An 11,061-nucleotide genomic window follows, 5' to 3' on the forward strand; every position below is an offset into this window, starting at 1 on the left:
CGGCGCCGGAGACCAGACCTTTGGGGTCTTGACTAAAACCGCCGGGCGTGACTGAACTACAGGTAGTAACGAAAGGAAACCCATGGCCAAGAATCGCGTGTTCGTCGTCGGTGTCGGCATGACCAAATTCGAGAAGCCCGGCAGCCGCGAGGGCTGGGACTACCCGCAGATGGCCAACGAGTCCGGCAACAAGGCCCTGGCCGACGCCGGCATCTCGTATGACCAGGTGGAGCAGGGTTACGTCGGCTACTGCTCCGGCGACTCGACCTCGGGCCAGCGCGCCCTGTACGAGCTGGGCATGACAGGCATCCCGATCGTCAACGTCAACAACAACTGTTCGACGGGTTCGACGGCGCTTTACCTTGCCGCACAGGCGATCCGCGGCGGCCTCGCCGACTGCACCATCGCGCTGGGCTTCGAGAAGATGCAGCCGGGTTCGCTTCAGGCAGGTGCGCAGGACCGCGAATCGCCGCTGGGGCGGCACGTCAAGGCCCTGGCCGAGATCGACGAGTTCGCCTTCCCCGTGGCGCCGTGGATGTTCGGCGCGGCCGGCCGTGAGCACATGAAGAAATATGGAAGCACTGCAGAACATTTTGCAAAAATCGGCTACAAGAACCACAAGCATTCGGTCAACAACCCGTATGCGCAGTTCCAGGACGAGTACACGCTCGACGACATCCTGGCCGCCAAGATGATCTCCGACCCGCTGACCAAGCTGCAGTGCTCGCCCACCTCCGACGGGTCGGGCGCGGCGATTCTCGCCAGCGAGGCGTTCGTCGACAAGCACGGGCTGGCGTCGCAGGCCGTCGAGATCGTCGGCCAGGCCATGACCACCGACTTCGCCTCGACGTTCGACGGCAGCGCCGCCAACATCATCGGCTACGACATGAATGTCCAAGCCGCCCAGAAGGTTTACGACCAGGCGGGCCTGGGCCCCGAGGACTTCCAGGTCATCGAGCTGCACGACTGCTTCTCCGCCAACGAGCTGCTGTTGTACGAAGCCCTGGGCCTCTGCGGCGAGGGTGAGGCGCCGCGCCTGATCGACAACAACGACACCACGTACGGCGGCCGCTGGGTGGTCAACCCGTCGGGCGGCCTGATCTCCAAGGGTCACCCGCTGGGTGCGACGGGCCTGGCCCAGTGCTCCGAGCTGACGTGGCAGCTGCGCGGCACCGCCGACAAGCGTCAGGTCGACGGTGTCACCGCGGCCTTGCAGCACAACATCGGCCTCGGCGGCGCCGCCGTCGTGACGGCCTACCAGCGCGCCGAGCGCTAGTCACCTCCCCCGCGAGCTGGGGGTACCCCTTCTGCCGAGCCGGGGGTACCTCCAACTTGCGAGCAGACGTAAAACTGTCGTTTTCGCTTCGAAAACGACAGTTTTACGTCTGCTCGCCGAACTAGCTAGCCGTCGAACATGGCGTCGACGAGGCGGCGCAGTACCTGACGGGTCTCACGACGCGTCTTCTTCGGGTCGTCCGCGGTGGCGATGAGCATGGCCGCCTCGTCGAGGGCACCGATCAGCACATGCGCCAGCGCCCGCACCGGCTGACGGGCCAGCTGGCCGGCTTTCATGGCCTCACTGAGCAACTGCTCCGTCATGCCCAGGCTGTAGCGCTGGGCGACGTCACGGAAGCCCGCCCAACCCAGGACACTCGGGGCGTCGAGCAACACCAGCTGGCGCACCTCCGGGTCGCCGGAGACTTCCAGCCAGGCATCGACCGCGGCGCGAACGGCATCGGCCGGTGACGTCGCCCCCGATGCCGCCACCATCGCCCCCATCCGGGCCATCACGTCCTGTTCCACCACCTCCACCACAGCGAGGAAAAGCGCTGCCTTGTCGGTGAATTGGTGATACATCGCGCCCCGGGTCACGCCCGCGGTCGTCGCGATCTCCGGCGTGCCCACCTCGGCATAACCACGCTCGCCCCACAGTCGCCGCGCGGCAACGATCAACGCTTCGCGGGTAGCCGCGGAGCGCTCCTCCTGAGTACGCCTCTTGTTTTCCATACACCCTGTTGGTAAGTTGCGGACAGCCTGTTTGTAAATGAGTATCGAGCTAGGAGTCATCCATGTCGATCATCGAGATTAACGCCGGAACCATCCATTTCGAGGAATTCGGGCCGAAGGACGGCAGGCCCGTCGTCTTCGTGCACGGATACATGATGGGTGGCCAATTGTGGCGCGAGGTCGCCGCGCGCCTGGCCGAACGCGGCCTGCGGTGCATAGCCCCCACCTGGCCGCTCGGCGCGCATCCCGAAGCGCTGCGCCCAGGCGCCGACCGGAGCATCCACGGCGTCGCGCGCATCGTCGCCGACACCCTGGCCGCATTGGACCTCGACGACGTCGTCATCGTCGGCAACGACACCGGCGGTGTGGTCACGCAGCTGGTCGCGGTCCACCACCCGGAACGCATCGGCGCCATGGTGCTGACGAGTTGCGATGCGTTCGAACACTTCCCGCCACCGATCCTCGAGCCGCTGATCCTGGCGTCACGTTCCAAGGCGCTGTTCCGGGCGGGCTCGCAGGTGTTCCGGGTCCCGTTGGTCCGCAAGCGCGCGTACGCCGGGCTGGCATACGCGGACTTCGACGCCCTGACCCGGGAGTGGGTGCACAATACACAGTCCAAACCGGCTGTCGCCGAGGATCTCCGCGTGTTCACCAGCTCCCTGCGCACCGAGGTCACCACCGGAGTCGCAGCGCGGCTGCACGAATTCGACAAGCCGACGCTCATCGCCTGGTCGGCTGACGACGAGTTGTTCGAGATCGGCGACGGCGAGAAGCTGGCGCAGATCATCCCGAACGCCCGCCTCGAAATCATCGACGGCGCAAAGACGTTCTCGATGCTCGACCGCCCGGACCGCCTCGCCGACCTGATGTCGACCGTCGCGGTGCGCGCCTAGCTCGCGAGAACTAGATGGTGACGACGTCGTAGGCGCCGTCGGCGTACCGGGCGCGGATGGTCTTCTTGTCGTACTTGCCGACGCTGGTGCGGGGCACCTGGTCGATGAACGTCCACCGCTCCGGCAGCCACCAGCGAACCACCTTGTCCGACAGGAACTCTCGCAGTTCATCAGGTGTCGCCGAAGCGCCCTCGTGCAGCACGACGGCGACCAGCGGGCGTTCCTGCCAGCGCTCGTCGGGCACCGCGACCACGGCGGCTTCCAGCACCGCGGGGTGCGCGATCAGGTGGTTCTCCAACTCGACCGACGAAATCCATTCACCACCGGACTTGATGACGTCCTTGGCCCGGTCGGTGAGGGTGACGAACCCGCAGTCGTCGATGCGCCCGACGTCGCCCGTACGCAGCCAGCCGCTGTCGAACTTGCTCGAGTCGTACCCCAGGTAGTAGCTGCCGGTGATCCACGGTCCGCGAATCTCGATCTCCCCCACCGCTTCACCGTCGTGGGGCAGCGGGGCGCCGGCGTCGTCGACGATCCGGATCTCGACGCCGCACAACGCCCGCCCGGCGGTCGCCCGGCTCTTCCAGTACTCCTCCTCGGACGCGCCCGGGAAGGGCTTGGCGGTCGTGGCCAGCGGCGAGGTTTCGGTCATCCCCCACGCCTGGCGGATGTGGACGCCGTACCGCTCCTGGAAGATGCGCATCATCGACAACGGCACGGCCGAGCCGCCGCAGCCCACGATCCGCAGCGACGAAATGTCGTGTCCCGGATTCTTTTCCAGGCAGTTCATCACGTCGTTCCAGATGGTCGGAACCGCGCCGGCGATGGTCGGGCGATGCGTCTCGATGAGGTCGATGAGCGATGCGCCATCGAGGAACCGGTCCGGCATCACCAGGTCGGCACCGGCCATCAGCGCGGCGTACGGCAGCCCCCAGGCGTTGGCGTGGAACATCGGCACGATGGGCAGCGTCACGTCCTCGCTGCCGACGTCCAGCGCATTGCTGGTGCACGTCGCCATCGCGTGCAGGAAGCTCGAACGGTGGCTGTAGACAACACCTTTCGGATTTCCGGTGGTGCCGCTCGTGTAACACATGGCGGCCGCGGACCGCTCGTCGATCTCCGGCCAGTCGAAGTCGTCGGGCTGGGCGGCCAGCAGCTCGTCGTACCGCAGCACGGTCTTGCCGGCGCCCTCCAGCGGCGCCAAATCTCCTGCACCGATGGCGATCACCGTGTGCACCGTCTTCATCTGCGGCAGCACCGGAGCCAATTGTGCGGTCAACGAGAGATCCGCGATGACGACGGAGTCCTCGGCCTCATTGGCGATGTAGGCGATCTGCTCCGGGGACAACCGGATGTTGAGGGTGTGCATCACCGCGCCCATCGACGGAATGGCCAGGTAGGCCACCGTGTGTTCGGCGTTGTTCCACATGAACGTGGCAACCCGCTGGTCTCCGGTGATGCCGAGCCCGCGTAGCGCATTGGCCAGCTGCGCGGATTGCCGGCCGACTTCGCCATAGGTCATGGTGCGGTACTGGCCGCCACCGAGCGCCGTGGTGACGGTTCGGCGATAATTCTGGCCAGTCGCGTGCCGCATGATCGTGGCGATGGTGAGCGGGGCGTCCTGCATCGTACTGAGCATCGTGAATTTCGCCTCTGGGTTGCTGCCGCTGGGATGTCGAGATGCTAGCCGACCCTGCGAGGTAGGAGGATGATTAGCGTTGGCACGACAGGAGAAAATCATGCGCAGGAATTGGACGCTCGCCGCGGCGACAGTCGGCGGGGTGGCCACGATGCTGGCGCCGGCCGGATTGGCCGCGGCCGAATCGGCGCAAGACACGATCAACCGGCTGCAATCTGAGGGCTATGTGGTGACGATCGACAAGCTCGGGACGGCGCCGGTGTCCGAGTGCACGGTGACCAGTGTGCGCAACCCGCAGCAGACGACGCAGTTGGTGCCGTGGGTCGGCCCCGGCCTGGGCCGCAACAGCAATTCCATCCTGCTGCCACAAACCAGCCGGACCATTTCGGTGTCGCTCGACTGCACGGGTACGCACTAGCTCCCCCGGACACCAAAACGCCCCCGCCGGCCGGCGGGGGCGTTTTTCTTTGGACTGTCTAGACGGTCGCGGGCTCCAGCGCGCGCACCTCGTTCATCGAGACGGACTTGGTCGCCATGAACTGCGAGTAGAGCAGCGGCTTGGGGGCCTCGACGGCGACCGCGGTGACGTCACCGACGACATCCGCGACGTACAGGCGCGAGCCGTCACGGCTGACGGTGACGCAGGACGGCTGGACATCGGCCGCGATGGTGTCGACCACCGCGTTGGTCTGGGTGCAGAACACCGAGACGCGGTCGTAGTCGACGACGTAAGCGCGGGTGCCGTCGGCGCCGAGCACCAGCTGGGTCGGAGCGTCGCCGACGGGGAAGCGACCGGTCACGCGGCCGGCAGCCAGGTCGACGACGTGCACCTCACCGCGCGCAGTCAGGTCCGAGGTCAGCACGTAGGCGGTGTTGTCGGGGCCGAGCGCCAGGCTGCGGATCGGGGCACCGATGACGATGGTGTTCCGGATGCGCGCGGTCTCGGTGTCGACGACGACGAGCTGGCTGCCCATCTCGTCGGTGGTGGCGACGTACAGCCGGCGACCGGTGTGGTCGACCGCGAGGGCGTCGATGCTGATGGCGGCGCCGGTGGCGATCTCGATGGTGCCGACGCGGTCGGCGGTGATGTCGATGACGGCGACGTCGATGTAGGTGTCGCCGGCGCGGCCCGCGAACACGCGCTTGCCGTCGGGGCTGACGGCGAGGGCGCTCACGCCCGAGGCCAGCGGGTAGGCGGCCAGCTCGGCGCCGGTGGCGACGTCGATGACGGCGACGCCGTCGAACTCGGCACCGGACACGGCGACGTACGCCCGGTCAGCGGTGGCGACGACCGCGAACGGCTCACCGTCGACGGCGATGTCGCGGATGCTGCGGGTGCGCGGCTCGATCAGCGACACCATGTTGTCGGCGTAGCTGGTAGCGACCAACTGCCCCGCGCTCTCGGCGATGTCGGCGATGGTGCCGCGGCCAACCTGCGCGATGTCCATGGTTCCGCGCAGCGCCTGAGCGCCAGCCCGCTTCGCTTTTGCACGAGCGTTATTATTTGCCACGATCTTCGGTACCTCCGCCAGCGCGGCAACGCGCCGGTAGTCGATTGCCCGTCCGGGTGCGCCCGGATGAGCGCTGCTGTCAAGAAGTGTAGTGATCCCCACCGACATTCCGGACGGCTTCAGCGACGCCTCGTCACGAATTGATCAGAAGCTCTTAGGAGTTACTTATGTTGTGAATTGTTATGCACTTGTTATCAATGGCGATCGATGCTCCGACCTGCGTAAACAACGCCTGAATTCAAATTGAGCAAACATAGGTCCGCCTCATTCCTGAGGGTTTCCAAGCAGGGTTTCCCGGCATTCCCTGGCAAAGTGAGCGAAACATCACACCGCGACACGAACGCATAGAATCTCATCCGCCTCACCCGCACGATAGAACCCAGGTTCCACTTCTGTTCATCGAGATCGCAACAGCGTCGAGGCCCGCCTGAGCGGGCCTCGAGATTCGCTGTTATCGACGAATTCACATTTTGTTCATGATGTGAGGGCGGTCACACCGGCGTTGCCGGACGGGTGCTCGACACTCGAGTCGAGCATCGTCAGTTCGTCGAACGGATCGGCGCCGTGCAACACGGCCGCGGCCTTTGCCCGGTCGAGTGTCCCGGTCCACGATCCGATCAGCACCGTGGCGACGGCGTTACCCGAGAAGTTGGTGACGGCCCGCGCCTCCGACATGAACCGGTCGATGCCGACGATCAGCCCGACACCGTCCAGCAGGTCCGGCCGGTGGCTCTGCAGGCCGCCCGCCAGCGTCGCCAGACCCGCGCCCGTGACGCCGGCAGCACCCTTGGAGGCGACGATCATGAAGGCCAGCAGCGCCAACTGCTCCCCGATCGCCATCGGCCGCCCCATGGCGTCGGCGATGAACAGCGCCGCCATGGTCAGGTAGATCGCGGTCCCGTCGAGATTGAACGAGTAGCCGGTCGGCACCACGACGCCGACGGTGCTGCGATCCACGCCCAGGTGCTCCATCTTGGCGATCAGCCGAGGCAGCGCCGACTCCGACGACGAGGTCGAGAAGATCAGCAGGTACTCGCGGGCCAGGTAGCGGACCAGCCGGAAGATCGACATCCGGGTCACCGACCACAGCAGCACCCCGAGCACACCGAAGACGAAGACGACGCAGGTCACGTAGAACCCGAGCATCAGGGTCAGCAGCTGGGTGACGGCGCGCCACCCGGTCTGGCCCACGACGCCGGCCATGGCACCGAACGCGCCGATCGGCGCCAGCCACAGGATCATGATCAGCACGCGGAACACCAGCTTCTGCAGGTGCTGGACGCCCCGCAGGATGGGTTCGCCGGCCGTACCCATGGCCTGGACCGCGAAGCCGACGAGCAGGGCGATGAACAGGGCCTGCAACACGTTTCCGCTGGTCAGTGCCGACAGCAGGGTCTCCGGGATGATGTGCGAGACGAAGTCCATGAGACCGCCGGCCTCGTGCGCCTTCTGGGCCAGTTTCGCGCCCTGACCGGTCGCCTGTGCCGACAGGTGCAGGCCCGATCCCGGGCTCAGCAGGTTGCCGACGACCAGGCCGATCGCCAGCGCCACCGTCGACATGGCGAGGAAGTAGCCGAGCGAGAGGCCGCCGATCTTGCCGACCGTCGCGGCTTTGCGCACCGACCCGATGCCCAGCACGATCGTGCAGAAGATGACCGGGGTGATCATCATCTTGATCAGGTTGACGAACAGGGTGCCGAGGACCGCGATGTCCTTGCCCACCCCGGGTGCGATCAGGCCGACGGCCACACCGCCGACGACGGCGACGAGCACGGCGATGTACAGCCAATGGGTGCGGTCGCGACGGGGCGCTTGATCAGTCATGTCGGGCAGTCCTCCGGCCTCGTTGTCGAAAACTTCTGCAAGGATGTTTGTCCAGAACGTGAGGCACGTCACGCATATGTTCATTTCGTTCACGGAAGTTCACGCGGGGACGCGGGAGCAGGCGGATTACAGAAGGACGCAGTGATGCGCAGTTGGCCGGCCGCGCCGCGCTGGTCCCTGGCCGGCCAGATCGTCGCGCTGCAGATCGCGATCATCATCGTGGTGGTGGCGGCCGGTAGCGCCCTGGCCGTGGTGCAGTCCCGCCGCACCAACGATGCCGCGGCCAAACAGCTGCTCACCGGCATCGTCACGGCACTGGCCGACGCGCCGTCGACGGCTGCCGCCATCCGGGCGGGCAACGCCACGGAAGTCCTGCAGCCGGTCACCGAAACCGTTCGGGCCCAGACCGGCATCGCCTTCATCACCGTCATGGCACCCGACGGGACCCGGTTCACCCACACCGACCCGCGCCAGATCGGCGGCCGTTACCTGGGCACCATGGAGCAGGCCCTGAAAGGCCGGACGCACACCGAGTTCTACACCGGGACCCTGGGCCGGTCGGTGCGCACCATCACCCCGGTGCGGGACAGCTCCGGACAGGTGCTCGGCCTGGTCGCCGCCGGCATCACCGAGACCACGCTGACCGCGCAGTGGCGCCATCAGATCCCGGTGATCGCGGCGATCGGCCTTGCCGCCCTTGCCCTTTCGCTGGCCGGCACCTGGCTGATCCGGCGCCGGCTGCTCCGTCAGACCCACGGGCTGCGCCCGGACCAGTTGCGGGTGATGTACGAACACCACGACGCCGTCCTGCATTCGGTCTCCGAAGGCCTGCTGGTGTTGGAGAAGGGGCGCGTGGCGCTGGCCAACGACGAGGCGCGCCGGCTGCTCGCCCTGCCGCCGGGCGCGGTGTCGAGGTCCGATCTGCCGGACTTCCTGCGCGCGGCCGATCCCGGGGTGCGCGACGAGGTCCACGTGACCGACGACCGAGTGCTGGTGGTCAGCCGGTCACCGGTGTCCGGCGCCTCGGGTTCGGAGGTCGTGACGATCCGGGACCGCACCGAATTGCAAAGTACCCTGGGCGAACTCAGCTCGTTGAAGGTCCTCACCGACTCGCTGCGGGCGCAGGCGCACGAAGCGGCGAACAAGCTGCACACAGTGATCACCATGGTCGAGATGGGCCGCCCGTCCGATGCCGTGACCTTCGCCACCGACGAACTGGAGCTGTCCCAGCGACTCGTCGACCGGCTGTCGAGCGAGGTCCGCGAACCCGCCCTCGTGGCACTGCTGCTGGGCAAGAACGCGCAGGCCCACGAACGCGGTATCGAGTTCACCGTCACCGCGGATTCGCAATTACCCTCGGACACTTCACAACTACCGCTGAGTGGCCCGGAAATGGTGACGGTGTTGGGCAACCTGATCGACAACGCGATGGACGCGTGCGACCGTGACGAGCCGTGGGTCGAGGTGACGGTGCGGTGCGAGCCGGGCGCCGACCTGCTGATGCGCGTGGCCGACAGCGGCACCGGCATGGACCCGGCGACATTCGAAAACGCCATGCGCCGTGGCTATTCGACGAAATCGGCGCCCGGGCACGGACTCGGGCTCGCCTTGGTGGCGCAGGTGGTCAAGCGGCACGGGGGCACGCTGTCATCCGATGTCAGCTACGGTTCGGTGGTGTCGGTGACGATCCCGGCGGCAATCGCATGACCACCGTACTGATCGTCGACGACGATCCCCTGATCGCCGAGGCGCACCGCACGTATGTCGAACGGCTGGAGGGATTTTCCGTAGCCGCGGTGGCCCACACCGCGCGCGAGGCCATCCAGGCCGCGACGCGGGCGACCACGACCGACGCGCCCATCGACCTGGTCCTGCTGGACCTCGGACTGCCCGATGCCAGCGGCATCAGCCTGGCGTCGGCGCTGTCCGGGCTGCGACCCGCTCCGGACATCATCGCCATCACCTCCGAGCGCGATCTGGAGATGGTGCGCGCGGCCGTCGCGCACGGGGCGTTGGCGTATCTCTTGAAGCCGTTCACCTTCGCGGCGTTCCGTGATCGGCTGGAGCGCTACGCGCGGTACCGGACTGCGCTCCCGGCCGGAGTCGATGCGGCCAGTCAGGCCGAGGTGGACCGGGCCCTCGCCGAATTACGCACCGGCGCAGACAAATCCGCGGCCCCGAAAGGTGCGGCGACACTGACCAACGACGACATCGCCCGCGCCGTTCGGGACAGTCCCGACGGCCTGACGGCCGACGAGGCCGCCAAAGCGGTCGGGGTGGCCAGGGTGACCGCGTGGCGCTATCTGGAACGCCTGGCCGACGACGGAACCGTCACGCGCCGAAGCGAATACGGCGGCACGGGCCGACCCAAGACCCGCTACCTGTGGCGTTGACTTCGCCGGGTGTGACAGCATCGGATCATGAGTCGCGACGACGATCCAGAAGCCCGCATCCGCGAGCTCGAGCGCGCGATGAACGACCGGCCCAGGGCCTCGGAGTTGACCGAGCCCGGCCAGCAGTGGCACCCGCCCACACCGGTGGCAGGGCAGCCGTACGCCGCCCAGTACCACCAGCCCCAAAAGACCTGGCCGCCGCAACCGTTGCCGCCGGGCGTGCCGAGCACCGCGGCACGCCGCATGATCCTGGGCGTCGTCGTCCTCGCCGTCATCGTCGGCCCAGTGGTGGCCGCGATCATCTTCGTCACCAACTTGACCGGCAAGAAACACACGACGTTTCTCCCACCTTCCCCTGGCCGCCAGCCCAGCATCTCGGTCGCCGTCCCGACCCCGCCGCAACCGGGCGACGAATCGTCGGTGGTCGTCAACGGCACCACGGTGATGTCGGGCCCCGGTCTCGTCGAATTGCCGCCGCAGTCCGACGATCCCAACCGGCCCATTCAGGTCGCGGGGGTGCGCGGCCACCGCACCGTGGCGTGCAACGACCGCAAGATCACCATCAGTGGGGTGTCCAACAGCGTCACCGTCACCGGGCACTGCTCGGCCGTCGAGGTCTCCGGCATCGAGAACACCGTGACCGTCGACTCCGCCGACAAGATCGTCACGTCTGGCATGGACAACCACGTGACGTACCACTCGGGAAATCCGGAAGTTCCTGATCCGGGTCGGTCCAACACCGTCAGCCGGGGCTGAACCGCTGCGTCAATTTCCCCCGAATCGGGGGACGACGG

At 66.9% G+C, this 11,061-nt stretch carries 10 protein-coding genes; 6 read left to right on the plus strand and 4 right to left on the minus strand.

Annotated features, from left to right (window positions below):
* Nucleotides 1-82 precede the first annotated feature (82 nt).
* Nucleotides 83-1,276 (plus strand): lipid-transfer protein, encoded by a 1,194-nt coding sequence (locus tag ACJH7A_RS11925; RefSeq protein ID WP_212812779.1) that lies wholly within the window; start codon nucleotides 83-85, stop codon nucleotides 1,274-1,276.
* A gap of 125 nt (nucleotides 1,277-1,401) precedes the next feature.
* Here ACJH7A_RS11925 and ACJH7A_RS11930 read toward each other — a convergent pair whose 3' ends face one another.
* Nucleotides 1,402-2,007: a TetR/AcrR family transcriptional regulator gene (locus ACJH7A_RS11930; RefSeq protein ID WP_406802012.1), complete on the minus strand. Its 606-nt coding sequence runs from the start codon at nucleotides 2,005-2,007 to the stop codon at nucleotides 1,402-1,404.
* A 62-nt stretch (nucleotides 2,008-2,069) separates the two neighbouring features.
* Between ACJH7A_RS11930 and ACJH7A_RS11935 the strand changes: the two genes are divergently transcribed.
* Nucleotides 2,070-2,900, plus strand: a complete 831-nt coding sequence (locus tag ACJH7A_RS11935) for an alpha/beta fold hydrolase (protein ID WP_406802013.1) — start codon at nucleotides 2,070-2,072, stop codon at nucleotides 2,898-2,900.
* 10 nt (nucleotides 2,901-2,910) lie between these two features.
* Here ACJH7A_RS11935 and ACJH7A_RS11940 read toward each other — a convergent pair whose 3' ends face one another.
* The gene (locus ACJH7A_RS11940; protein WP_406802014.1) at nucleotides 2,911-4,539 is read right to left on the minus strand and encodes a fatty acid--CoA ligase; all 1,629 of its coding nucleotides are present in this window, start codon (nucleotides 4,537-4,539) and stop codon (nucleotides 2,911-2,913) included.
* A gap of 100 nt (nucleotides 4,540-4,639) precedes the next feature.
* Here ACJH7A_RS11940 and ACJH7A_RS11945 point away from each other — a divergent pair, with 100 nt between their 5' ends.
* Nucleotides 4,640-4,957 carry a hypothetical protein gene (locus ACJH7A_RS11945; protein ID WP_166427956.1) on the plus strand — a complete coding sequence of 106 codons (318 nt, stop codon included), beginning with the start codon at nucleotides 4,640-4,642 and terminating at the stop codon, nucleotides 4,955-4,957.
* Nucleotides 4,958-5,015: 58 nt separating this feature from the next.
* On the opposite strand, the gene ACJH7A_RS11950 is transcribed toward ACJH7A_RS11945, so the two are convergent.
* Together ACJH7A_RS11950 and ACJH7A_RS11955 are read right to left on the minus strand one after the other, a co-directional pair.
* The gene (locus ACJH7A_RS11950; protein ID WP_406802015.1) at nucleotides 5,016-5,987 is read right to left on the minus strand and encodes a hypothetical protein; all 972 of its coding nucleotides are present in this window, start codon (nucleotides 5,985-5,987) and stop codon (nucleotides 5,016-5,018) included.
* Nucleotides 5,988-6,524: 537 nt separating this feature from the next.
* Nucleotides 6,525-7,874 (minus strand): cation:dicarboxylate symporter family transporter, encoded by a 1,350-nt coding sequence (locus ACJH7A_RS11955; RefSeq protein WP_212812784.1) that lies wholly within the window; start codon nucleotides 7,872-7,874, stop codon nucleotides 6,525-6,527.
* A 144-nt stretch (nucleotides 7,875-8,018) separates the two neighbouring features.
* On the opposite strand from ACJH7A_RS11955, the gene ACJH7A_RS11960 reads away from it, so the two are divergent.
* The 3 genes from ACJH7A_RS11960 to ACJH7A_RS11970 are packed head-to-tail and all read left to right on the plus strand — an operon-like array spanning nucleotide 8,019 to nucleotide 11,023.
* The gene (locus tag ACJH7A_RS11960) at nucleotides 8,019-9,581 is read left to right on the plus strand and encodes an ATP-binding protein (RefSeq protein WP_406802016.1); all 1,563 of its coding nucleotides are present in this window, start codon (nucleotides 8,019-8,021) and stop codon (nucleotides 9,579-9,581) included.
* Nucleotides 9,578-10,267 carry a response regulator gene (locus ACJH7A_RS11965; protein ID WP_406776261.1) on the plus strand — a complete coding sequence of 230 codons (690 nt, stop codon included), beginning with the start codon at nucleotides 9,578-9,580 and terminating at the stop codon, nucleotides 10,265-10,267. Before ACJH7A_RS11960 ends, ACJH7A_RS11965 begins: the two co-directional genes overlap by 4 nt.
* 27 nt (nucleotides 10,268-10,294) lie before the next feature.
* The gene (locus ACJH7A_RS11970; protein ID WP_406802017.1) at nucleotides 10,295-11,023 is read left to right on the plus strand and encodes a DUF3060 domain-containing protein; all 729 of its coding nucleotides are present in this window, start codon (nucleotides 10,295-10,297) and stop codon (nucleotides 11,021-11,023) included.
* Nucleotides 11,024-11,061: the final 38 nt, after the last annotated feature.

The sequence above is a fragment of the Mycobacterium sp. SMC-17 genome (assembly GCF_045310915.1).
GTDB lineage: Bacteria > Actinomycetota > Actinomycetes > Mycobacteriales > Mycobacteriaceae > Mycobacterium.

Excerpts from the sequence above, each read along its gene's own strand:
- ACJH7A_RS11955 (WP_212812784.1), bottom strand. The coding sequence starts at position 7,874 with ATGACTGATCAAGCGCCCCGTCGCGACCGCACCCATTGGCTGTACATC.
- ACJH7A_RS11960 (WP_406802016.1), top strand. The coding sequence starts at position 8,019 with ATGCGCAGTTGGCCGGCCGCGCCGCGCTGGTCCCTGGCCGGCCAGATC.
- ACJH7A_RS11970 (WP_406802017.1), top strand. The coding sequence starts at position 10,295 with ATGAGTCGCGACGACGATCCAGAAGCCCGCATCCGCGAGCTCGAGCGC.
- ACJH7A_RS11940 (WP_406802014.1), bottom strand. The coding sequence starts at position 4,539 with ATGCTCAGTACGATGCAGGACGCCCCGCTCACCATCGCCACGATCATG.
- ACJH7A_RS11925 (WP_212812779.1), top strand. The coding sequence starts at position 83 with ATGGCCAAGAATCGCGTGTTCGTCGTCGGTGTCGGCATGACCAAATTC.
- ACJH7A_RS11945 (WP_166427956.1), top strand. The coding sequence starts at position 4,640 with ATGCGCAGGAATTGGACGCTCGCCGCGGCGACAGTCGGCGGGGTGGCC.
- ACJH7A_RS11965 (WP_406776261.1), top strand. The coding sequence starts at position 9,578 with ATGACCACCGTACTGATCGTCGACGACGATCCCCTGATCGCCGAGGCG.
- ACJH7A_RS11950 (WP_406802015.1), bottom strand. The coding sequence starts at position 5,987 with ATGGACATCGCGCAGGTTGGCCGCGGCACCATCGCCGACATCGCCGAG.
- ACJH7A_RS11930 (WP_406802012.1), bottom strand. The coding sequence starts at position 2,007 with ATGGAAAACAAGAGGCGTACTCAGGAGGAGCGCTCCGCGGCTACCCGC.
- ACJH7A_RS11935 (WP_406802013.1), top strand. The coding sequence starts at position 2,070 with ATGTCGATCATCGAGATTAACGCCGGAACCATCCATTTCGAGGAATTC.